This is a genomic window from Aliiruegeria haliotis (assembly GCF_003003255.1).
GTDB lineage: Bacteria > Pseudomonadota > Alphaproteobacteria > Rhodobacterales > Rhodobacteraceae > Tropicimonas > Tropicimonas haliotis.
On the sequence record NZ_PVTD01000016.1, the window covers coordinates 1 to 23,839 of the forward strand.

Consider the following 23,839-nt stretch of genomic DNA (forward strand, 5'->3'; position numbering starts at 1 on the left):
GCAGGCATGAAGGATTCCAAGGTCATCGTCGCAATCAACAAGGACGAAGAGGCCCCGATCTTCCAGGTCGCAGACTACGGACTCGTCGCCGATCTGCACGCCGCAATGCCCGAACTCACCGCTTGCTTCTAGGAATCCCACATGATCCTGCTTCCGAAGAACGACGCTGAAACCTACGCGCAACTTGCCGATACCGTCCGCGACTTCGCCGACGGCGAAATCCGCCCCATCACCGAAGAACTGGACCGATCCTCCGCCTTTCCACGCGATCTTTACCGGTCGATGGGCGCGCTTGGACTGTTTGGCATCACAGTCCCTGACACTCTGGGCGGTGCGGGCATGGACGCGCTGGCCTATTCCATCGTCATGGAGGAGCTTGCCCGTGGCTATGCCTCCGTTGCCGATCAGTGCGGTGTGATCGAGTTGATCGGCACCTTGCTGTCGCGATACGGAAGCTCCGAACAGCAAGCGCGCTACCTGAAGCCCGTTCTGAGTGCCGAGACAATCATCGCCTATTGCATCACCGAGGAAGAGGCCGGGTCCGACGTGGCCGGGATCCGCAGCACCGCCACCAAAACCGACGATGGCTGGGTGCTGAACGGCTCTAAGCTGTGGATCCACAACGCGCCCGTGGCCGACCTTGGTTTTGTCCTGGCGCGCACCGATCCCGACGCCGGGCACCGGGGGATGAGCATCTTCATCGTCGATCTGCACAGCGAGGGCGTTGAACGCGGCCCCAAGGAACACAAGCTCGGCCAACGCTCAAGCCAGATCGGCGCCCTGAAGTTCAACGATGTGAAGCTGCCGGAGGACGCCCTGCTGGGCGAGTTGAACCGGGGCTTCTACATCATGATGAGCGTGCTGGAGAAAGGCCGCGTGGGCATTGCCGCGCTCGCGACTGGGATCGCGCAAGCAGGGCTCGAAGCCGCGCTGGACTATGCCCAACAGCGCAAGCAGTTCGGGAAGGCAATCATCGACAACCAGGGACTGCAATGGCTGCTGGCCGACATGGCCAAGGACATCGCCGCCGCCCGCGCACTGGTGCGCGATGCCGCGTTGCGGCTGGACAACGGGCAAACTGCCGGCAAGGCCTGCTCGATTGCCAAGTGCTTTGCCGCCGACATGTGCGTGGCCCAGACATCAAACGCGCTGCAGGTGTTCGGCGGGTCGGGCTACATCCAGGGCTTTGAAGTAGAACGGCTCTACCGCGACGCCAAGATCACCCAGATTTATGAAGGCACCAACCAGATCCAACGCACGATCATCGGTCGCGAGTTGGTTCGGCACGGCGCCCGCTGATTGTCACACAGGGAGGACACACAGATGAAAAACGCATTCGTGACCGGCTCCAGCCGGGGCATTGGCCACGGCATTGCGCTGGCGCTGGCCGACAAGGGGTTCAACGTTGCCGTAAATGGGCTGAGTGAAAGCGACGCCATGGCCGATACCTGCACCGCGATCGAGGCAAAGGGAGTGCGGGCGGTGAAAGTGCCGGGCGATGTGAGCAACCCGGAAAATCACGCCGCGCTGCTGGACCGCGCCGAAGACCTGCTGGGCGGGCCGCTCTGCGCCCTGGTGAACAACGCCGGTGTCGGCCCATTGCGCAAGGCCGACATTCTCGAAACCGAGGCGGACAGCTGGGACCACGTGATGGAGAAGAACGCCAAGGCGGTTTTCTTCCTCACCCAGACCTTTGCCAACCGCCTGCTGGCCCGCGAGCGTTCGGCAGACCTGCCGTGGACCATCACCAACATCACCTCTGTCAGCGCCTTTGCGTCATCCATCGACAAGGCGGAGTACTGCGTCTCCAAGGCGGCAGCCGGCATGGTCACGAAGGCGTTCGCGCAGCGGCTGGCACCCGAAGGCATTCAGGTGTTCGACATTCAGCCCGGCATCATCGAGACCGACCTGTCCCGCCCGGTGCTGGAAACCTATGGCAAGATGATCGAGGATCACGGGATCACACTGGTCCCACGCTTCGGGCAGCCTGACGAGGTCGGGAAAGCTGCCGCAGCGGCGGCGAATGGCGAGATGCCGTACTGTGTCGGTCAGGCCATCCGCCCAGATGGTGGCCTGACCCTGCAAAGGCTCTGAGCCAAACACCGTGCCTTCGAGCGCGGCGCGGGCGGTCCGCGCTGTGCCTTTCCCTTGCTACAGCTCCAAGTCGCGCTGGATGGTATGCGGCGTCACACCGGACGTCTGCGTACTGCTCTGGCGCTGGATCGCCGGTTGCAATCACGCCAGAAGACTCTCCGCCATGCCGCCTCACACAGGCTGTGTTCGGCATCGCCTAGGCAACCTGAGTCTGAAATCCGGCGCTGTCATCGCTGTTGACCTTGACGGTTGCACATGCCCGCTCCGCCGACGTCGAGGGCACGAACGCGGTGAGGACCGCTTTCTGCATGGCATCAATCACCTGACCGACGAACCCAACCCTTGGGCTGCACGTGGTTCGCCGCCGCGCGATTGCAAACAGAACCGATCCCGGCCGTGGCCTGACGAACCGGCGAGGCTACCCTCCGGCATCAACGAATGTCCCTGCGGCACCAGACTGACACTGCACGCCGAAACCACTGCGTGCCGGGCAGCGTTTACGGCGCAGGTGTCGCCTCGTCAGCTTCCGTGAGCCTCCCGCACGAGGTCGGCGGCCTTCTCCGCAATCATGATCGTCGCGGCATTGGTATTGGATGAAATGAGCGTCGGCATCACGGAGGCATCGACCACGCGAAGCCCGTCTATTCCGCGGAACCGCAGCGAGGTGTCGAGCACCGCATCGTCGTCGATTCCCATTCGGCAGGTGCCGACCGGGTGGTAGTCTGTCTTGGAATGGTTGCAGGCGTAGTCGAAATAATCCTGATCCGTGGTCACTTCTGGCCCCGGCAGGCGCTCGGCCTTGACGAAGGGTTTCAGCGGTTCCTGAGCCATGATCTCCCGCGCCAGTTTCAGCCCACGGATGGACATTTCACGGTCGTATGGGTCCTGCCAATAATTCGGGTCGATCAGGGGGGCTGCGGCCGGGTCGTCCGAAGCAAGGCGCACCGTCCCGCGGGAGCGCGGCCGCATGTAAGCGGAGTTCAGCGTCACGCCACCATTGGGCATGGCCTCCACACCCGCCTCGATGCCCGAGCCCAGCCCGAGATGGAACTGGATGTCCGGCGAGCGCGCATCCGGGTCGGCATACCAGAAGCCCCCCGTTTCAAACAAACTGGACGCCACCGGCCCCTTGCGCGTCAGCAGGTATTGCAACCCGGCCACCACTGACATGTGGGGCTTCGAATAGCGGTCATAGGTATGCGGGCCGGTGCATTCAGCAATCAGGAACAGGTCGATATGGTCCTGCAGGTTCGATCCCACGCCCGGCTGATCGAACACCACCGGAATGCCAAGCTCTCCAAGGTGATCCGCCGGCCCGATCCCCGACAGCATCAGCAAGCGCGGGCTGCCGATGGTGCCCGAGGAAAGGATCACCTCGGCCTCGGCCCGGATCACGCCCTCCCCGGCCAGTTCAACGCCGATCGCCCGCCCCTTCTCTACGACGATCCGCGTCACCTGTGCGCCGGTACGTATCGTCATGTTCGGCCGTTTGCGCGCCGGGTTCAGGAAGGCAACCGATGTAGAGCAGCGACGCACGTTCCTCTGGGTCAGTTGATAATACCCAACGCCATCCTGAGACGCTCCGGTCAGGTCGTGGTTGCGCGGGATGCCCAATTTCCCGGCTGCCTCGAAATAGGCTTCGCAGATCGGGAGCGGCGCTGAAGGTTGACTGACACCCAACGGGCCCCCTTTTCCATGGTAGCGATCTTCGAAGGTATCGTTGTCCTCGGACTTCCGGAAATACGGCAGCACGTCGTCATAGCCCCAGCCCGCGCACCCCATCTGCCGCCACTCGTCATAGTCCAGCGCATTGCCGCGCGTGTAGATCTGCGCGTTGATCGTGGAGCCGCCGCCCAGCACCCTGGCCTGGGTATAGGGGATCACCATGTCGTTCATGTGCTTCTGCGGCACCGTGCTCCAACCCCAGCTGCCGATGCCCTTGGTCATCTTCGCGAATCCTGCCGGCAGGTGATAAAGCGGATGCCGGTCGCGCGCGCCCGCCTCCAGAAGCAGAACCCGGGTGTCTGGGTGTTCCGTCAGGCGCGCCGCCATGACGGATCCTGCCGAACCGCCACCCACGATGATGAAGTCATATTGTATCGTCATGGCCAGTCTCCAGTTTTCGCGGATCTCAATGGCGCTCCCGCGCGCGATCGCTCGGGTGGAACTCAATCACCGCGAGCGGTTTCCGATAGATCGGTGGGTCGCGCCGCGCGAATGATGCGCCCGCCCCTCCGAACGGGTTCCGACCACCGTGGCCTGCAATGGCCCCGATGTCCGAGCGGCTCGGGCTGACAGGACCAACTCCGGCGCCAGCAACCCGGCCCTGACTGCCGAAAGCGGACGTCTGGACGGCGGTCGGCGGCTTTTCAGCCATGCGCTGGATGCGCGAGGGCCCCACCGACCTCCATGTCCGGCGCTCGGCTGCGCCATCCGGGCGGGCCATCCGGTCGGCACTTAGGCTTCGCCACATCTGGTGCACCGGTGAAGGACCTTGAGGTATCTGGATTTCAACATGCTGGTCATCGCGGCGTCGGCCGAGGCCGTTGTCGACGTCCTCCCAAGGGAACCACACATTCCAATCACCTCCATCTGGGATCGTTTCGTCGCGAGCGATGCCGGGTCAGCTTCCCCGAACCCAGGGCGAACGGGTCTGGCCGATCCGCATGGCGAGGGTCTTTACCTCCAGAAACTCATCGAGCCCGTATGGTCCGATCTCCCGCCCCTGTCCGGATTGCTTCATGCCCCCGAAGGTCATTTCCGGGAAGCCGTCCATCCAGCTGTTTGTCCAGACCGTGCCCGCCTGCGCACGTCGTGCGAAATCGAGACAGGTGTGCACATCGTCGCTCCAGATCCCGGCCGACAACCCGTAGGTCGCATCGTTCACGATGGCCAGCGCCTCATCCAGCGTCCGGAACGTCAGGACCGAGAGCACCGGGCCAAAGACCTCTTCGCGGGCAATCGGCATGTCGGGTGTCACACCGACCACAACCGTCGGCTGGTAGAACTGCCCGTCGGCGCCCGGCACCGTCAGCGATCCGCCGCCAAGGCAGATCCGCGCGCCCGCAGCCTCCGCCTCGCGGACATATCCGTCGATCTTCGCCTGATGCTCCGGCGTGACGATGGCGCCGACCTGCGTGTCCGGGTCGAGCGGATCGCCAAAGGCGACCCTGCGCGACAGCGCCACAACATTCTCGACAAAGGTCTCCGCGATGTCCTCGTGCACGATGATCCGGCTGCTGGAGTTGCAGCATTCACCGGCGTTGAAATAGACGCCAAAGGTCACGGCATCCGCCGCGCCGTCCAGATCGGCGTTGGGGAATATCACCTGCGGGTTCTTGCCGCCAAGCTCCAGCGCGACCTTCTTTAGTGTGCCGGCAGCGGTGGCGGAGATCGTCTTGCCGACCGCCGTGGAGCCGGTGAAGGTCACCATGTCGACCTCTGGATGCTCCGACATGCGGCTGCCCACCGGCTGACCGTAGCCCAGCACGATGTTCACCACCCCGGCGGGAATCCCGGCCTCGATCAACAACTCGCCCATGCGCACCGTCGTGGTCGGCGTCATCTCCGACGGTTTGATGACGCAAGTGCAGCCCGCCGCCAGCGCAAATGGCAGCTTCTGGCTCAGGATCCAGAACGGGAAATTCCATGGCGTGATGATCGAAACAACACCGATAGGCTCCTTCAGGATCACGCCCAGCATGTCCTCGCCCAGCGTGTTGTGGCTGTCGCCCTTCATCGTCCGCGCGAGCGAGGCCGCATAACGCCACAGGTCCCCTGCCCCGCCGACCTCTCCGCGCGACTGCGTGATGGGCTTGCCGCTTTCCAGCGTCTCCCATCGGGCAATCTCGTCGATGTTGGCTTCGATCAGGTCGGCCACTTTCAGCAGGATCGTCGCCCGCTCCTTGCCCGATATCCGGCTCCAGAGACCGGCGTCGAATGCCTTGCGGGCGGCCTCGATGGCGGCATCCGTTTCGGCCAGACCACCCTTGGCGGACTGGCTGACCAGGATTCCGTGCGCCGGGGAATGACGCTCGAACGTCGCGCGATCCGCACTCTCGACCCACTCACCGTCGATCAGGTGACGCCCCCGGAATGGTTCGACCGGAAGTGGCCTGTCCGCGGCGGCGATTACTGTGAGCTCGGTCATGGTCAGGTTCCCGGGAACTTGGGCTTTCGTTTTTCGGCGAAGGCGGACACGCCCTCGGCACGGTCTTCGGTGGCGGCAATCGCGGCCGCCCCGATGGCTTCGACCATCGCGCCACGGTCTTCGCCCTGCGCAGCATGGATCATGGATTTCGTGATCTCCACCGCCCGCGGCGACAGGCGCCCTGCCCGCTCGGCCATCTTGAGCGCCACCGCGCGCACGTCCTCGGCAACCTCGGCCACCAAACCAACCTGCAAGGCGCGCTCGGCCCCGATCCGACGCCCGAACAGCGCCATTTCCTTGAGCACGGGCTCGGGAACGAGCCGCGCAAGGCGCTGTGTGCCGGACCATCCGGGCACGATGCCCACACCGGTCTCCGGCAGGGCAAGCGTCGCGTGGGGGGCCATGACGCGCACGTCACAGGCCGCCGCAAGCTCCAGCCCGCCGCCAAAGGCATGGCCATTCAGTACGGCAATGGTCGGCTTGGAGAGCCGCGCCAGCCGGTCGAACACCCGATGCCCGTCGCGCACCCAATGCCGCGCAAACTCCGAAGGCGACAACGCCCCCCATGCCAGAATATCCGCCCCGGTGCAGAACGCACGCTCCCCTGTTGCCGTGACCAGCACACAGGAAACATCCGTCCGGCGCTCGATCTCTTCGAGATGCTGCCCAAGCTGCTCCACCATACCTGCGGTAAAGGCGTTCATCTTGTCCGGGTTGTCGAGCCGCAGCTCGGCGGTGGGCCCGGTGACACTCAGAATGACATTGCTCATGGCGCCCACCCCATCGGCCCGGTGGAGAGCAACGCAAGCGGCGCCGTCGTGGCATTCTCCGCGATCTGGATACGGCCCTCGGAGGCGCCGACGATATCAGCCTGCGGATCAATCCCCGGCATGATCTCGACCGCAACCGGCCCGCTCTCGGTCAGGCGCATCACGCAGCGTTCGGTGACATAGAGGATCTCTTGCCCCAGCTCCCGCGCCCGACGACCCGAAAAGGTGACATGCTCGACCTTCTCGACCATCTTGGTGAACTTGCCCGGCTGGCGCACATGGATGCCCTGGTCCGACAGCTCGATCCCGGCCCCCGCCTCGAACCAGCCGGAGAAAACGATCTTGCGCCCATGCGAGGTGATATCGACAAAGCCGCCGCAGCCCGCCGTGAGGTACGGCTTCTTGCCCAGCTTCGACACGTTGACGTTGCCCTCCACGTCCACCTCCATGAACGACAGGAAGGCCACGTCGAACCCCCCGCCCTGGAAGAAGGTGAACTGGTTAGGAGCGGGCACAAAGGCATCGGCGTTGGAGGCGCAACCGAATGCGAATCCCGTGAGTGGCATGCCGCCGACCGCTCCCTGTTCAATGGCCCATGTCACCGCCCTTTCATGCCCTTCTTCCAGAAGAACACGCGGGACCATGGCGCTTATTCCAAAGCCGAGATTGGCCGTCATCCCGGCCTGCAGCTCCATCGCGGCACGTCGGGCAATCACCTTCTCCACACCGTGTTCCGGAATGGTGAAGCTGGACCACGGGCGCATGACCTGCCCGGAGATCGCCGGATCGTAGATCGTCTCGCAGGTCTGTTTCTGGTCCGGGTCGATCACGACGACATCAACAAGGTGGCCGGGCACCCGAACGTCATGCGGACGCAAGGAGCCAGCCGCCGTGACCTGCTGCACCTGCGCAATCACCAGCCCGCCGTTGTTGCGGGTGGCAATCGCCTGCTCCAGCCCGCCCAGATAGGCGCCTTCGTATTCGTATGTCAGGTTGCCCCGCTCATCCGCAGTCGTCGCCCGCAACAGGCAGACATCCGGGGCGATATTGGGGAAATGCAGCCAGGTGTGCCCACCGAACTCCGCGCGATGCACGATCGGAGCCGCCGCCGCGCGCGCATTCATCGCGCAGCCCTCGCGAACCGGATCGACGAACGTGTCCAGACCAACCTGTGTCAACACCCCGGGGCGGCCCGCAGCCGCATCCCGGTGCATGTCGAATACGATCCCGGACGGGACATTGTAGGCCGCAACCCGGTCCTCGACGATCATCTTCCAGATCTCGGGCATCGGCAGGCTCGACGGGCCGGACGGGAAGGATCCGGCAATGACCCGTTCGAGCAATCCGTCCCGCGCGATGTGGTCGATGCCCTTCACACCGTACATGTCGCCAGCGCCAATAGGGTGCAGCGTGGTCAGCCCGCGCGGATGTCCCTCGGCCTCGAACCGCTCCCCGATCCTTCGCAGCAGCAGATCCGGACAGCCCAGCGCCGAGGAAGACGACACCGTCACGACAGCGCGATCAGGAATACGCCTCACGGCCTCTTCAGCAGTTTTTGTCTTGCTCATCGATCAGCCTCGGCATTCGGACTCCGTCAAACGAGCCCCATTTCGGAGCCATCATCAGGAACGCGTCTAGTTGCTCCAAGTTTTAGTAGAACGTTTAACCTTCGGTCAACCTAATTCGCTTTGCCACGCCAGGTTGATGGCGCGACAAAAGCCCTCAATCGTTGCCCGCGGGCCCTTTTTCATAGATCTGGCCGGTCAACCAATCTGGCCAGTCCCGCTCGAAGGCGGGCTTTTGGCTTGGGTCAAAGCGACGGTTCTCACGTTCCGATATTCGGATCTCTTCACCGTCCAGACGAACGTGGATCTGATTGGACTTGTGGCTCTCACGCTCGCGGCGGAACCGGTACTGCTCCAGCACCCCCTGTGGCGTGTCTGGCAAGCACTCGCCGTCGGGATCGCAAATCGCCCGCGCCCCACGGCTGCCACCGCCATTCCGAATGAAATGGTCGAGCGCGGCGAGAACCGCTTCCGACGCCAGGGCCATTTGCTGCCACTGAATGGCGCGCGGCACCTCCGCGGCGCGGTGATAGGCCATCCCCGCCCCCCGGATCTCCGCATTCAACGCCTGTGCCTCCGCAAGTGCCTCCGCCACATCCCCGGGCGTGCACAGAATTCCCGCCTTGTCGCTCATCCGCGCCTGCACGCTCTCGCGCACAATGTCCGGATCAGGCGCTCCTTCCGTGCGGAGGAACCCATTCAGCCAATCCACGGCATCCCGCAAGGGAGCTTCGAAGGCGGGTTCGGCCCCGCGCGTCGCCTCTGCGCTGCCCGCGATATGCTCCGCAACCCGCGTGCCAAACACCTGTCCGGCATTCAGCGCCGACCCTCCGGGTCGCGTCACGCCGTGCGTTCCCGCCGCCTCTCCAACAGCATAGCACCCCGGCAGCGAGCTTCGGCCCCAGATGTCGACAGCGACACCGCCGTTCATGTGCTGGTTGTTGACCGCGAACTCCAGCGGTTCGACGGCGATGTCGATCTTGTATCGGCGGTACAACTCGATCGCGAGCGGGTTCATGTGCCGCAGCCTGTCGATCGGCATGTCCTGATTGGCGCCGGCCCGCCGCAGGTAGTGCGTGACGTCCTCGTCCAGCCGGTCGAGGCTGAACGGAAGGTCGCCATCCACCGGCTCCGGGTTTCGGTTGAAGTTCATATAGACCGTGCGGCCTGCACTGGTTTCCCGGTGAATCGCAAGGTCGACAAGGCTGGAGCCGAAGTCCAGCATCCGGGTCGCGTGGAATGGCCACTGGTACCCCTTGCGGAACACATTGGACGCCAGTTCCTGTGTCGTGCGGTAGTATTTTGCCAGGAAGTTGTGTTCCTTTCCCTCCACATCCACCGAATAGATGTAGGGCATTGTCTGCACATAGGTGCCGGAGAGGTTCCACGGGAAGCCTTCGCGCCGCGTGCCTATGCCGAACTGGCTTTCGGTGATGTTCACCAGGTCCACCCCGGCTTCAAGCGCGAGGCCAAGAGAGCCGAAACAGCCGTTGGGGAACACGCTGTCGCGATACAGCTCCCCCGGCCCGCCGGCGGCCAGCACGATCAGCGGGCACTGGAACACGGCCAGCCCGAACGGGTTCGTCTCGCTCCGCTCCCGCGCCCGGATCGTCAGGATGCCACAGACCTTGCGGCCTTTGCCTTCGCCGTCGGTCAGGATGCGGATCGCCGTGGTCTGATTGTAGAACGGAACCTCAAGCCGCAGCGCCTCTTCGGCCAGAACCTTGACCATCAGGCGCGACGTGCGCGGCCCGCAGCTTGTCGCGCGGCCGACCTCGTCGTGATCAGTCTGATACCGCAGGATTGCGCCGGTCTCGGCCTGCGGCAACGGCAACCCCATGAACTGCAACGACCCCATCGCCCGCTGCGATCCAACTGCCTCGATATAGGCCGTGTCCTCGTCCATCGCGCCACCGGCCCGGAGCGACTCGGCCATGGCAAGGAAGTTGTCCCCCTGATCCGCGGTATTGGCCGTATGGAGCGTCTGCTTGTCCGAGCCGGAACAGGCGGACGTGCCGCCCCACGCGCTCTGGCTGATGATCGTGACATCCACGTCGCGGCGTTTCATCTCCACTGCCGCGCGCAGGCCCGCCGCACCGCTCCCCACAACGACACAATCAGCCCTGAAGACAGGGATTTTTACCGCACCGGCCTCAACGACCGCGTCCGACGGCGGTTCCGGCGCCAGCTTGGGCATCTTGACATCTGTCAGCGCGTCCAGAATGTCCTGAGGAACGTTGATGGTCATGTGCACTCTCCATTCATGGCCTGGGGCTGCGTTCGGGCCGACGACGACAATGGGCATTCGGAGCCATCCCGACCGATGTGCCGATCATGGTGCGCCCGGCCACGGAGTCGGTCCCGCCCGCTCAGGATCCTGTGGAATCCTCCACTATTGGGTTTCAAATCGCAGGTCAATCGGTTAACCAATATGGAAACGTCGTGAAACATTCCGGGCTGATGACAGCACGGGGCAAGCATAGGCCGGTTTCGGAATGGCGGAACGTCCTTCCGGGGCGTAGTTTCGGCACAACGCGGCAGGATCGAAGCAGGGAAACCACCTCGCCGGGCACGCCTGCCTGATACCCATTCCGGAACCACAAGGACATGTGAAAATGAACGCCTCGACCCCAATGCCAACCCAGGAAGAGTTGGAACGACAGGAAGAAACGCTGGTCTTGTCCCGTTTCGACGAGACCACCGCCGTCGCGCTTGGCAATGCGCTGGTCGCAGAGGCATCCGCGCAAGCGGCGCCGGTCGTGGTCAACATTCGCACGGCGGACCGAACGCTGTTTCACGCAGCCCTGCCCGGAAGCGCGCCGGACAACGATCACTGGGCGCGGCGCAAGAGCAATATCGTCCTGCGCAAGCACCAGTCCTCGATGCTGGTCGGCATTCTGTTCGAGGCCCAGGGTAAATCCGTTGGCCCCGACTTTGGCTTCGACCCGCTGGAGTTCGCCGCGCATGGGGGCAGCTTCCCGATCCGCGTCGCCGGTGTCGGTGTCGTCGGCGCAGTCACCGTTTCCGGCCTTGCGTCGGAAGACGACCACGCCATGATCGTTCGCGTGCTCGGCAAAATGCTGTGAAAAGGAATCCGACCATGGACAGCGCCCCCTTCGCCATCGGCGAAACCCACCGGTTCAGGAAAACCGTCTCCGAATCCGACGTCTACCAGTTCGCCGGGATCACGGGTGACTTGTCGCCCAACCATGTCGACGAAGACATGATGTCGAACACGCCTTTCGGCGGCAGGATCGCCCATGGCGCGCTGACCATCGGGTACATGTCGACCTGCTCGTCCAAGGCCTGCGAAGGGCGCATCGGCGGCGACTACGGCACCCCGGTGTCGCTCGGCTATGACCGCATCCGCTTCGTCGCGCCCGTTATGCTGGGGGACACCATTGAAGTCACATATGTGCTGGCGGCCTATGACCCTGACAAGCGCCGCTCGACTTCCGACGTGACGGTGACCAACCAGCGCGGCAAGACAGTCGCCGTCGCAACGCACATCATGACCTGGGTGCCCGACTAGCGGCATTCTAGATATTTGCGGGGATTTCCGATCTCGCGGGAGGCGTTCGACCGGACGCTGACAGTGGCGTGCCCCACGTTTCCACCGGCCATTTCTGACTGGAGGATTGAAGCGGCCTAGCGATCCAGGCGTGGCCTCTGCTGTCGGGTGCAAAATCGCCCCATATCGCCATGCCTGTCTTCGGTCGAAAGGGGGCGGAGCGCTATAGGGTGTGCGTTGGTGGCGATCACTCTCCCGGAAATCCGTAGCCCTAGCCCCACCTATGGCTGGACCTGACGGCAGGTTGTCTTCGGACCCCGCAACATCGCCTGCCATTTGATCGCATTCCCATCAGGTCGCGGCAATTTTCAATCTTTCCCGAAAGGAGTTGCTTCCCGATGGCGGGTGGTGGCCATACGCAAACGCAACGATACTGGGAGGCCAGAACCCAGAGGAGCCTCCATGCCACCGAGCTACTACGCCCCCACGGGAGGGCATCCCGGCCAGGACCAACTGCTGACCGATCGGGCTGTCTTCACGGATGCCTATGCGGTTATTCCCAAGGGCACGATGCGGGATATCGTGACAAGCTTTCTGCCGTTCTGGGAAAAGACACGGCTCTGGGTCTTGTCGCGGCCATTGAGCGGGTTTGCCGAGACCTTCTCGCAATACATCATGGAAGTCGCGCCGGGCGGCGGGTCGGACCGTCCGGAAACCGATCCGATGGCCGAAGGTGTGCTGTTCGTGGTGGAGGGGTCGGCGGTGCTGTCTGTTGATGGCGCGGAACACGTGCTTGCGCCGGGCGGCTATGCCTTTCTGCCTGCCGGAACGGACTGGGCCCTGCACAATACGGGCAGCGACATGCTGCGCTTCCACTGGATCCGCAAAGCCTATGAGCCGGTGCCCGGCCTGCCCCATCCCGATGTTCTGATCACCAATGAAAACGACATCGCCCCAACACCGATGCCCGGCACGGATGGCAAATGGGCCACCACCCGGTTCGTCGATCCGGCGGACCTGCGCCATGACATGCATGTCACGATCGTGACCTTCCAGCCGGGCGCGGTGATCCCCTTTGCCGAAACCCATGTGATGGAGCACGGGCTCTACGTTCTGGAAGGTAAGGCGGTGTACCGGCTCAATCAGGATTGGGTGGAAGTGGAGGCCGGAGATTACATGTGGCTGCGCGCTTTTTGCCCGCAGGCTTGTTATGCAGGCGGGCCAGGCAAGTTCCGGTATCTGCTATACAAGGACGTGAACCGCCATATGGCCCTGCGCCCGCCCGGCACGCTGTCTCACCAATCCACGTCGAGCGTCAGGCCGGCGGCAGAATAGCACTGCCGCCGATTGCGTCAGTCAGGTTTTTCGCGGCGGTCAGAACGGCCGCGCTCAGAGCCGGGATCTGCTCCGGGCTGACCCGAGAGGTCGGCCCGGACACCGAAATTCCCGCCACGGCCTCGTTGTGAACGTCAAAGATCGGCGCAGCAATGCAACGCATGCCGAGGTTACGCTCTTCCCCGTCAAGGGCGAAGCCGCGCTGGCGGGTCGCTTCCAGATCTTCCAACAACTCGTCCCGCCCGGTCAGTGTGAATTCGGTGAAGCGCTCCAACGGCGCCGCATTCAGAAACCGTTCGATACGGTCGGGTGCCATCTGCGCCAGCAACGCCTTGCCGATGCCGGAGGCGTGCAGCCGCGACAGCGTGCCAGGCGGAAAGAACGCGCGGATGCTAGCGTGGGTTTCCACCTGGCTGACAAACAGCACGCGGCCGTTTTGCTCAATCCCCAGATTGGCGGTTTCGCCGGTGTCTTCCATCAATTGGCGCAGTACCGGCCGCGCCCGATCCACAAGGCTGGTGCGCCGCAGGAACCGTGCGCCAATCACGAAGGCGCGGGGGCCGATGTACCAAACCTGGCTGGTCGGATCGAACTCCACCAACTTGCGCCCTTCCAGGGTGATCAGGATGCGATAGATCGTGGCCGGGGCCTGATCCATCTCAGCCGCAAGCTCCGACAGGGCCCTGCCCTGCGTGGTGCTGAGATATTCGAACACCTCCATCGCTCGATCCAGCGACTTGATCGTGTTCTGTGGCGTCTTGTCGTGGAAATCACGGGGCCGCCCACGCGATTTTCGGATCGCCCGCCCCCCATTATTCGGTGATTTCATAAGATGCGCCCTACTTTTCAAGAAAATCAAATTCACGATATGAAAAATTCAACCACTTGACAACACGTTACTTTTTGAGTTCACCCGAAATCTGAAAGGCGATTTCAAAAAAGTATCGCGATCCGTTGGCCGCCCCTAGTGTCGGGAACAGCCCCATAGGAGACCACCATGAGCTTCCAGAATCCCGTCTTCATTCCCGGCCCGACAAACATGCCCGAGGCCGTGCGCCAGGCCTGCTACATGCCGACAATCGACCACCGCTCCCCGACCTTCGGCAAGATCCTGCATCCCTGCCTTGATGGCGTGCGCAAGGTTCTGAAGTCTGACAGCGCACATATCTTCATTTTCCCCTCCACCGGCACCGGCGGCTGGGAAACCGCGCTGACCAACACGCTGAGCAAGGGCGACAAGGTTCTGGCGGCGCGCAACGGCATGTTCTCGCATCGCTGGATCGACATGTGCCAGCGCCACGGGCTGGACATGCAGATCGTGGAAAGCCCGTGGGGCAACGGCCTGCCGGCGGATCACTACGAAGAGATCCTGCGCGCCGACACCGGCCACAAGATCAAGGTTGTGCTGGCCACACACAACGAAACCGCGACCGGCGTGAAATCCGATATCGCCGCCGTGCGCCGCGCGCTGGATGCCGCCGGGCACCCCGCGATGCTGTTTGTCGATGGCGTGTCGTCCATCGCCTCGATGGATTTCCGCTTTGACGAATGGGGCGTGGATGTTGCCGTGACCGGCAGCCAGAAGGGTTTCATGCTGCCCGCCGGTCTGGCCATCGTCGGCTTCTCGGATCGCGCCGTGGCGGCCTCGAAAACCGCCGAATTGCCGCGCACCTTCTTCGATATCAAGGACATGCAGAACGGCTACAACGCCAGCGCCTTCCCCTACACGCCCCCCGTCGGGCTGATGAACGGGCTGAAGCTGTCGCTGGACATGCTGCTGTCGGAAGGGCTGGAAAACGTTTTTGCCCGGCATCATCGCATCGCCGAAGGGGTTCGCGCCGCTGTGCGTGCCTGGGGGCTGGAGCTGTGCGCCACCTCGCCCGATGTCTACTCTGATACGGTCAGCGCCATCCGCACGCCGGAAGGTTTCAACGCAACCGATATCGTCACCCATGCCGCCGACACCTTTGGCGTTGCCTTCGGCGTTGGCCTGGGCGAGGTGGCCGGCAGGGTGTTCCGCATCGGCCATCTGGGCAGCCTGACCGACGTGATGACCCTCAGCGGGCTGGGCGCGGCGGAGATGTGTATGGCCGATCTTGGACTGAACATTCCGCTTGGCTCGGGCGTTGCGGCCGCGCAGGAATACTATCGCTCGCACCCGTCGGCCGCGCTCAAATCCGCTGCCTGAGGAACCTGCCAAGATGTATATCCCAACCTATCAGGACATGCTGGACGCCCACGAGCGGATCAGGCCCCATATAAACCGGACGCCGGTGCGCACATCGGCCTATCTGAACGAGCTGACCGGCGCCCAGCTGTTCTTCAAATGCGAGAACTTTCAGGAGCCCGGCGCCTTCAAGGTGCGGGGCGCTTCCAATGCCGTGTTCGGGCTGAGCGATGAACAGGCGGAAAAGGGCGTTGCTACTCATTCGTCGGGCAACCACGCCTCGTGCCTGAGCTATGCCGCCAACCGCCGGGGCATCCCCTGCAACGTTGTGATGCCGCGCACGGCCCCGCAGGCCAAGAAAGACACGGTGCGCCGCTATGGCGGCAAGATCACCGAATGCGCGCCCTCGACCTCGTCGCGCGAGGAAGCATTTGCCCGTGTTCAGGCCGAAACGGGCGGCGATTTCGTGCATCCCTATAACGACCCGCGCGTTATCGCCGGGCAAGGCACCTGCGCCCGCGAGTTCATGGAGCAGACCGACGGGCTGGACATCGTGGTGGTCCCGATCGGCGGTGGTGGGATGATTTCGGGCACCTGCCTGACGCTGGCCCATCAGGCGCCGGAAACGCAGATCATCGCGGCCGAGCCCGAACAAGCCGACGATGCGTATCGTAGCTTCAAGGCCGGGCACATCATTGCCGACGACGCACCGAAAACCATCGCCGACGGGCTGCTGGTGCCGTTGAAAGATCTGACATGGCATTTCGTTTCCAACCACGTCACGGATATCCTGACAGCCTCGGAAGGCGAGATCGTCGACGCGATGAAGCTCACCTGGAAACATCTGCGGATCGTCATGGAGGCCAGCTCCTCGGTGCCCCTGGCGACCATTCTGCAAAACAAGGACCGGTTCGCGGGCAAGCGGGTCGGGATCATCATCACCGGCGGCAATGTCGATCTCGACCGCCTGCCATGGATCAAGTGAAGGACACTCAAGCCATGAACACACATGTGGATTTCCAAGACCTCGACGTTGGCTTCGACGTTCCCGCCCTGCCTGGCATGGACGAGGCCGACATTCAAACGCCCTGCCTGGTCCTCGATCTCGATGCGCTGGAGCGCAACGTGAAGAAGATGGGCGATTTCGCAAAGGCCGCCGGGATGCGCCACCGTAGCCACGGCAAGATGCACAAATCAGTCGATGTGCAAAAGTTGCAGGAATCGCTGGGCGGCGCCTGTGGTGTGTGCTGCCAGAAGGTGTCGGAGGCGGAAGTTTTCGCCCGCGGGGGCATCAAGGACATTCTGGTGTCCAATCAGGTGACGCAACCGACCAAGATCAAGCGATTGGCCAACCTGCCCAGGCTTGGCGCCCGCACGATCTGTTGTGTGGACGATCTGGCCAATGTGGCCGCGCTGTCTGCCGGTGCCGTCGCGGCCGGAACGAAGATCGAATGCCTTGTGGAGATCGATTGCGGCGCCGGGCGCTGCGGCGTCACCACCACGCCGCAGGTTGTCGAGATCGCAAAGGCTATCGACGCCGCCGAAAACCTGACCTTTTCCGGCATTCAGGCCTATCAGGGCGCGATGCAGCACCTCGACAGCTACGAGGACCGCAAAGGCAAAACACAGATCGCCATCGACATGGTGGTCGACGCGGTGGAGGCGCTGAAGGCCGAGGGGCTGGAATGCGACATCGTCGGCGGCGGCGGCACCGGCAGCTATTACTTCGAAAGCGCGTCGAACGTGTTCAACGAGCTGCAATGCGGCTCCTACGCTTTCATGGATGCCGACTACGGCCGCATCCTCGACAAGGACGGCAAGCGCATCGACGATGGCGAATGGGAGAACGCGCTGTTCATCCTGACGTCCGTCATGTCCCACGCCAAGGCCGACAAGGCGATTGTGGATGCCGGGCTGAAGGCGCAATCGGTCGACAGCGGTTTGCCAACCGTATTCGGCCGCGACGACGTTGACTACGTCAAGTGCTCCGACGAACACGGCGTGGTGATGGACCCGACCGGCGCGCTGAAGGTGAACGACAGGCTGCGCCTTGTACCCGGCCATTGCGATCCGACCTGTAACGTCCACGATTGGTATGTGGGGGTGCGGGGCGGCAAGGTTGAAACCCTGTGGCCGGTCTCGGCCCGCGGCAAAGCCTACTGATCCCCAAACATCCGGCAGCCTTGCTGCAAAAACGACTGTCCGCGCGCCAGCCAAGCTGAGCGCCGCGCGCGGACCTTTGCCTGAAGGAACTCCCCCATGCTGATCGTCCCCGAACGCGAAATTGGCAATCTGATGACCCGCGCCGCCGCCTTTGACGCGGTGGAGGGCGTGTTTGCCGCCATGGCATCGAAAAATGCCTATAACTTCCCGGTCGTCCGCGAGGCTATCGGCTACGAGGATGCGCTCTACGGGTTCAAGGGCGGCTTTGATCGCGCGGGCAAGACGCTGGGCCTGAAGGCCGGTGGCTACTGGCCAAACAACCTGGAAAAGTTCGATCTGATCAACCACCAATCCACCGTGTTCCTGTTCGATCCGGACACCGGCCGGGTGAAGGCCATCGTGGGCGGCAACCTGTTGACCGCGCTGCGCACCGCCGCGGCGTCTTCGGTGTCGATCAAGCATCTGGCGCGTGAGGACGCGAAGGTGCTTGGCATGATCGGCGCCGGCCATCAGGCCACCTTCCAGCTGCGCGCGGCGCTTGAGCAGCGCAGCTTCGAAAAGGTTGTCGGCTGGAACTACCACCCGGAGATGCTGCCCAATATCGAGAAGGTGGCGGCAGAGGCCGGGTTGCCCTTCGAGGCGGCCCAACTGGACAGGCTGGGGCAGGAGGCGGATGTGGTGATCTCGATCACCTCCGCCTTTGCGCCCTCGCTGATGGCCGATCACGTCTCGCCCGGCACGCATATCGCCTGCATGGGCACCGACACCAAGGGCAAGCAGGAGCTAGACGCCGCCCTGCTGCCCCGCGCCACCGTGTTCACCGACGAGGTGGCCCAATCCGTCAGCATTGGCGAGGCGCAGCACGCGGTGGCCCAGGGGTTGATCGCCCAAAGCGACGTGCAGCAGATCGGCGCGGTTATCAACGGCACCCATCCGGGGCGGACGTCGGCCGAGGAAATCACACTGTTCGACGGCACCGGCGTGGGCCTGCAGGATCTGGCGGTTGCTGCCAGCGTGGTTGACCTTGCCGTGCAACAGGGCATCGCGATCGAAGTTGATTTCTGATGCACCCGGCCCCGATCACCCGGCCGCGGTTTGGCCAATGCACGCCCGCCTGCGCAGGAGCGACCATCTGATGAAAGTGGCAATCAACGGGTTCGGGCGGATCGGGCGCACCGTTCTGCGGCAGATCCTGTCGCGGCCCGACACCGCAGACATCGAAGTAACCGCCATCAACGACATCGCGGCGTTGGAAACCTGCGCTTACCTGTTTCAATACGACAGCGTCTTTGGCCCCTACCCTTCCCGGGTTGAAGCGGATGGCGCCTGCCTGACGGTTGGCGACAGGCGCATCCCGTTTTCCGGAGCATCCAACCTTGCAACGCTTGATCTGGCTGGAACCGATGTTGTGCTGGAATGCACCGGCCGGGTGGACAGCCGCGAGATCGCCAAACGCGGGCTGGCCGCAGGGGCGCGGGCGGTTCTGGTGTCTGGCCCGTCGGGTTTCGTGGATGCCACTGCCGTATTCGGCGCCGGCGCGGACGTGCCGGACACCGCAAGCATCGTGTCCAATTCGTCCTGCACAACCAACGCCATCGCGCCGCTGCTGCAAGCCATTGATGCCACATTCGGAATCGAGCGCGCGCATGTGACGACCATTCATTGCTACACTGGCAGCCAGCCCATCGTGGACGGGCCGCGCAGCGATCTGGCGCGGGGGCGGGCCGGTGCGGAATCGATGGTGCCAACCATGACCAGCGCGGCAGACGACCTGTCAAAGGTTCTGCCGTCGATCGGGCCGCGCACAAGCGTTGCGGCGGTGCGGGTGCCCTGCCTCAGCGTCTCGGCCATCGACGCAACATTGCAACTGACCCGCCCGCCGGGGGCCGACATCCGGCGCCGGTTGCGCGAGATCGCGGCGCGTTCGCCCGTTCTTGGCCTGACCGAAGATCCCTGCGTTTCTCGCGACATGCGCGAACGGCCAGAGTCGCTGATCCTCGCCTTGCCGGAAACGATTGTCCAGCAGGACAGCCAGCTGCGGTTGCTCGGCTGGTACGACAACGAATGGGGCTTTTCGGCACGGATGATCGACATGGCGCGGAGGCTTTGCGCGCGCCGCTAGGGAATTTGGGAGAGGGGACCATGGCCACAAACACGGACAACGCGGCAGCCGAAAGGCAGGCGGCGCTCGACTATCACGAGTTTCCGCGGCCCGGAAAGCTGGAAATCCGCCCGACAAAACCTATGGCCACCGGCCGGGATCTGGCACGCGCCTATTCACCGGGCGTGGCCGAGGCCTGCACGGAAATTGCCGCCAATGGCCTTGATGCGGTGCGCTACACGGCCAAGGGTAATCTGGTTGGCGTGGTCTCGAATGGCACGGCGGTGCTGGGGCTGGGAAACATAGGCGCGCAGGCGTCGAAGCCGGTGATGGAAGGCAAGGCGATCCTGTTCAAGAAATTCGCCGGGCTGGATTGCTTTGACATCGAGGTCAACGAAGCCGACCCCGAAGCGCTGGCCGATCTGGTGTGCCGTTTGGAACCCACCTTCGGCGCGATCAACCTGGAGGATATCAAGGCCCCCGATTGTTTCACCGTCGAACGGATCTGCCGCGAGCGGATGAACATCCCGGTGTTTCACGACGATCAGCACGGCACGGCGATCGTCGTTGCGGCGGCGGCCAGCAACGCGCTGCGGCTGGCGGGCAAGCGGCCGAAGGACATTCGCGTGGTTGGCCTTGGCGCCGGTGCCGCGGGCATCGCCTGCCACACGATGCTACGCAAGATGGGAGTGCCCTCCGCCGCGATCACCCTCTTTGACAAGGACGGCGTGCTGCATGATGGCCGGACAGACCTGTGCCCCGAGCAGATGGCCTTTGCCTCGGCCCGCAAGGGCACAACCCTGGCGGAGGCGCTGAAGGGGGCCGATCTGTTCCTTGGCCTCTCGGGCCCCGGCCTTCTGCCCGCCGATCTGGTGCGCAGCATGGCGCCGAAACCGATCATCTTCGCGCTGGCCAACCCGGTGCCCGAGATCATGCCCGACGCGGCGCAGGCGGCCGCACCGGGCGCCATGATCGCAACCGGGCGTTCCGATTTTCCCAATCAGGTCAACAACGTGCTGTGCTTTCCGTTCATCTTCCGGGGGGCGCTGGACGTGGCCGCGCGCGACATCAACGACGAGATGAAACTGGCCTGTGTCGAAGCCGTCGCCGCGCTGGCCCGGGCAACCACCTCTGCCGAAGTGGGCGAAGCCTATCAGGGCGAGCAGTTGACCTTCGGGCCGGATTACCTGATCCCGAAACCCTTCGATCCGCGCCTGTTGCCAACCATTGCGCTAGCGGTAGCCCGGGCGGCGATGCAAACCGGCGTGGCCCAGAAGCAGATTGACCTGGACGAATACAGGCAATCGCTGGAAGCGCAGGTGTTCAAGTCGTCGCTGATCATGCGGCGGGTGTTCGACGCCGCCCGCCAGAAGGATGCGCGGATCGTCTTTGCCGAGGGCGAGGACGAGCGCGTGATCCGCACGGCGCAGGCCATGATCGAGGAAACCGGCGATTTTCCCATCCTTGTCGGACGACCGGACGTGATCCAGACCCGGCTGGACCGGGCCGGCCTGAAAATCCGCACCGATCAGGATTTCGCCATCGTCAATCCCGAGAACGACCCGCGATACAACGACTACTGGCAGTTCTATCATCACCACCTGGAACGCCGCGGCGTGACCCCGGATCTGGCCCGCGCGATCATGCGCACGAACAGCACCGCAATCGCCGCTGTCATGGTGGCACGAGGTGAGGCCGACAGCATGATCTGCGGCACCTTCGGCCAATACCTCTGGCACCTCAAATACGTGCAGCAGGTCCTTGCCACGCAGCAGCTGAAACCCACCGCCGCGCTTTCTCTGACAATTCTGGAGAACGGGCCCCTGTTCGTGGCCGACACCCATATCAATACCGAGCAAACGGCCGAAACACTTGCCGACACGGTGATTTCCGCCGCCCGTCATGTCCGGCGTTTTGGCATCGAGCCGAAAATTGCCCTGTGTTCGGGCTCGCAGTTCGGCAACAGGGACTGCGCCTCCGGCCGGGTGATGCGCGGCGCGCTGGAGCGGCTGAACATCGCGAACGCCGATTTCGTTTACGAAGGCGAGATGCACACGGATGCGGCGCTGGACCCGGAACTGCGAAACCGCCTGTTCCCGGGTAACCGTCTGACCGGGCGGGCCAACGTTCTGGTTTACGCCAACACCGACGCCGCCGGCGCCGCGCGCAACCTGCTGAAATGCGAGGCAGGCGGGCTCGAAGTGGGCCCGATCCTGATGGGCATGGGCAACAAGGCCCATATCGTCACCCCCGGCGTCACCGTGCGCGGGCTGTTGAATGTCGCGGCGCTCGCCGGGTCGGACGTGTCCAGCTACGGCTGATCGTATCGGCCATTCCCCACCTCATCAAACCCCGAAAACCTCACCCGACATTTGGAGGAGCAAATATGTCGACCATGGAGATGACCGACGCGGTCAATGAGCAACTGCCGCCAGGAAAGCTTTTTACCCTTGGATTACAACACGTTCTGGTAATGTACGCCGGTGCCATCGCGGTACCGCTGATCGTTGGCCGGGTGCTGAAACTGAACCCCGAGCAGGTGGCCTTCCTGATCTCGGCTGACCTGTTCGTTTGCGGCGTGGTCACCATCATCCAGTCGCTGGGCGCCTCGAAATGGTTTGGCATCAAGCTGCCGGTGATGATGGGCGTGACCTTTGCCTCCGTTGGCCCGATGGTGTCGATTGCCGTGGCCAATCCGGGAACCGAAGGCGCGCGGATGATCTTTGGCGCCATCATCGGCGCGGGCCTGATTGCGATGCTGATCGCCCCGCTGATCAGCCGGATGCTGCGGTTCTTTCCACCTGTAGTGACTGGCACGATCATTCTTGTCATCGGCGTCACGCTGATGCGGGTTGGGATCAACTGGATCTTCGGCCTGCCCTTCGGCCCGACCGCGCCAAAGATCGTCGATCCGGCGCATCTGGCCTGGCTCGATGAGGTCAAGGCGCTGCTTGCCGCCGGCACCATTCCCGAGATCCCCGAGGGCCTCAAGGTTGCCCCGAGCGTCGACAACGTGAAATACGCCTCGCCCGTCAACATGCTGATTTCAGGCGTTGTTCTGACCACCATCGTGGTGATCATGAAGTTCACCACCGGCTTCTTATCCAACATCTCTGTGCTGATCGGCATCATCGTCGGCGCGATTGTCGCCGCCCTGCTGGGCATGATGCATTTCGACGGTGTCAGCCACGCAGGCTGGTTCGCGCTGATCACGCCCTTCCGCTTCGGGCTGCCAATCTTCGATCCGATAATGATCCTGACGATGACGCTGGTGATGATCGTGGTGATGATCGAATCCACTGGCATGTTCCTGGCGCTCGGCGAAATGTGCGGCAAGAAGATCGAACGCCCGTCGCTTTCCGCCGGCCTGCGCACCGATGGCCTTGGCACCGTGATCGGCGGACTGTTCAACACCTTCCCCTACACCTCGTTCAGCCAGAACGTGGGCCTTGTGGGCGTCACCGGCATTCGCTCGCGTTTTGTGTGTGTGGCCGGGGGGGCGATCATGATCGTGCTTGGGCTGGTGCCCAAGATGGGCGCGCTGGTCGAAGCGCTTCCGGTTGCCGTTCTGGGCGGCGCAGGGCTGGTGATGTTCGGCATGGTCGCCGCCACGGGCGTGCGGATCCTTGGCGCGGTGGATTTCAAGGACAACCGGTTCAACGGGTTGATCGTGGCAATTTCGCTGGGCCTGGGGATGATCCCGCTGATCGCGCCGAATTTCACCATGTGGCTGCCGCATTCGATCGAACCGCTGATCCATTCGGGCATCCTTCTGGCGGCGATCTCTGCCGTGGGCCTGAACCTGATCCTGAACGGCGCGAAAGAGATCACCGAAGAAGAGTTGCGCGAGGCGGCCAAGCAATCCGACGGTGGCCACTGATATCCCCGCTTCGGGGCCGCCAAAGGGCGGCCTCGGGCATTAAAACTGCGGGGAAGGGCATCGGCCGTTCCCCGTTTTCGTGTGTCACCCCTGCCCCGGGCCG

At 63.4% G+C, this 23,839-nt stretch carries 18 protein-coding genes and 1 pseudogene; 13 read left to right on the plus strand and 6 right to left on the minus strand.

The features are described 5' to 3' along the window. The 3 genes and pseudogenes from CLV78_RS24660 to CLV78_RS22055 all read left to right on the plus strand — a co-directional run. Positions 1-132: pseudogene (locus CLV78_RS24660) on the plus strand (electron transfer flavoprotein subunit alpha/FixB family protein); the annotation flags it as partial. A 9-nt stretch (positions 133-141) separates the two neighbouring features. After that, complete coding sequence (locus CLV78_RS22050; RefSeq protein ID WP_106208085.1) at positions 142-1,299, plus strand: acyl-CoA dehydrogenase family protein; 1,158 nt, start codon at positions 142-144, stop codon at positions 1,297-1,299. Between the two features lie 24 nt (positions 1,300-1,323). Next, positions 1,324-2,094, plus strand: coding sequence for a 3-ketoacyl-ACP reductase (locus CLV78_RS22055; protein ID WP_106208087.1), 771 nt, complete (start codon positions 1,324-1,326; stop codon positions 2,092-2,094). A gap of 519 nt (positions 2,095-2,613) precedes the next feature. Here CLV78_RS22055 and CLV78_RS22060 read toward each other — a convergent pair. The 5 genes from CLV78_RS22060 to CLV78_RS22085 all read right to left on the minus strand — a co-directional run bounded on the left by CLV78_RS22060 (position 2,614) and on the right by CLV78_RS22085 (position 10,827). Continuing rightward, positions 2,614-4,200 (minus strand): GMC family oxidoreductase, encoded by a 1,587-nt coding sequence (locus CLV78_RS22060; protein WP_211301056.1) that lies wholly within the window; start codon positions 4,198-4,200, stop codon positions 2,614-2,616. A 517-nt stretch (positions 4,201-4,717) separates the two neighbouring features. Next, entirely contained in the window at positions 4,718-6,244 is a 1,527-nt protein-coding gene (locus CLV78_RS22070) for an aldehyde dehydrogenase family protein (RefSeq protein ID WP_106208091.1), read from the minus strand. A 2-nt stretch (positions 6,245-6,246) separates the two neighbouring features. Further along, positions 6,247-7,014, minus strand: coding sequence for an enoyl-CoA hydratase/isomerase family protein (locus CLV78_RS22075; protein ID WP_106208093.1), 768 nt, complete (start codon positions 7,012-7,014; stop codon positions 6,247-6,249). Continuing rightward, the gene (locus tag CLV78_RS22080; RefSeq protein ID WP_106208095.1) at positions 7,011-8,582 is read right to left on the minus strand and encodes an acyl CoA:acetate/3-ketoacid CoA transferase; all 1,572 of its coding nucleotides are present in this window, start codon (positions 8,580-8,582) and stop codon (positions 7,011-7,013) included. Before CLV78_RS22080 ends, CLV78_RS22075 begins: the two co-directional genes overlap by 4 nt. 154 nt (positions 8,583-8,736) lie before the next feature. Beyond that, entirely contained in the window at positions 8,737-10,827 is a 2,091-nt protein-coding gene (locus CLV78_RS22085; protein WP_106208097.1) for an FAD-dependent oxidoreductase, read from the minus strand. Positions 10,828-11,194: 367 nt separating this feature from the next. On the opposite strand from CLV78_RS22085, the gene CLV78_RS22090 reads away from it, so the two are divergent. From CLV78_RS22090 to CLV78_RS22100, 3 genes are all read left to right on the plus strand, one after another. After that, a complete protein-coding gene (locus tag CLV78_RS22090; RefSeq protein ID WP_106208099.1) occupies positions 11,195-11,665 on the plus strand; it encodes a heme-degrading domain-containing protein in 471 nt (156 codons plus the stop codon). A gap of 14 nt (positions 11,666-11,679) precedes the next feature. Further along, on the plus strand, positions 11,680-12,111 hold the full coding sequence (locus CLV78_RS22095; RefSeq protein ID WP_106208101.1) for a MaoC family dehydratase: 432 nt from the start codon (positions 11,680-11,682) through the stop codon (positions 12,109-12,111). A gap of 441 nt (positions 12,112-12,552) precedes the next feature. Further along, the gene (locus tag CLV78_RS22100; protein WP_106208103.1) at positions 12,553-13,425 is read left to right on the plus strand and encodes a bifunctional allantoicase/(S)-ureidoglycine aminohydrolase; all 873 of its coding nucleotides are present in this window, start codon (positions 12,553-12,555) and stop codon (positions 13,423-13,425) included. Here CLV78_RS22100 and bhcR read toward each other — a convergent pair. After that, positions 13,406-14,254 (minus strand): HTH-type transcriptional regulator BhcR, encoded by an 849-nt coding sequence (bhcR, locus tag CLV78_RS22105; protein WP_106208105.1) that lies wholly within the window; start codon positions 14,252-14,254, stop codon positions 13,406-13,408. The genes CLV78_RS22100 and bhcR overlap by 20 nt on opposite strands. 168 nt (positions 14,255-14,422) lie before the next feature. Between bhcR and bhcA the strand changes: the two genes are divergently transcribed. From bhcA to CLV78_RS22140, 7 genes are all read left to right on the plus strand, one after another. Next, positions 14,423-15,613, plus strand: coding sequence for an L-aspartate--glyoxylate aminotransferase BhcA (gene bhcA, locus CLV78_RS22110; protein ID WP_106208106.1), 1,191 nt, complete (start codon positions 14,423-14,425; stop codon positions 15,611-15,613). A gap of 13 nt (positions 15,614-15,626) precedes the next feature. Then, complete coding sequence (gene bhcB / locus CLV78_RS22115; protein ID WP_106208108.1) at positions 15,627-16,577, plus strand: beta-hydroxyaspartate dehydratase BhcB; 951 nt, start codon at positions 15,627-15,629, stop codon at positions 16,575-16,577. 14 nt (positions 16,578-16,591) lie between these two features. After that, positions 16,592-17,755: a 3-hydroxy-D-aspartate aldolase BhcC gene (bhcC, locus tag CLV78_RS22120; protein WP_106208110.1), complete on the plus strand. Its 1,164-nt coding sequence runs from the start codon at positions 16,592-16,594 to the stop codon at positions 17,753-17,755. A gap of 96 nt (positions 17,756-17,851) precedes the next feature. After that, positions 17,852-18,820, plus strand: coding sequence for an iminosuccinate reductase BhcD (gene bhcD / locus CLV78_RS22125; RefSeq protein WP_106208112.1), 969 nt, complete (start codon positions 17,852-17,854; stop codon positions 18,818-18,820). A 70-nt stretch (positions 18,821-18,890) separates the two neighbouring features. Continuing rightward, positions 18,891-19,877, plus strand: a complete 987-nt coding sequence (locus tag CLV78_RS22130; RefSeq protein ID WP_106208114.1) for a type I glyceraldehyde-3-phosphate dehydrogenase — start codon at positions 18,891-18,893, stop codon at positions 19,875-19,877. Between the two features lie 20 nt (positions 19,878-19,897). After that, entirely contained in the window at positions 19,898-22,177 is a 2,280-nt protein-coding gene (locus CLV78_RS22135) for an NADP-dependent malic enzyme (protein WP_106208116.1), read from the plus strand. Between the two features lie 74 nt (positions 22,178-22,251). Beyond that, positions 22,252-23,736, plus strand: coding sequence for a nucleobase:cation symporter-2 family protein (locus tag CLV78_RS22140; protein WP_425427977.1), 1,485 nt, complete (start codon positions 22,252-22,254; stop codon positions 23,734-23,736). Positions 23,737-23,839 lie beyond the last annotated feature (103 nt).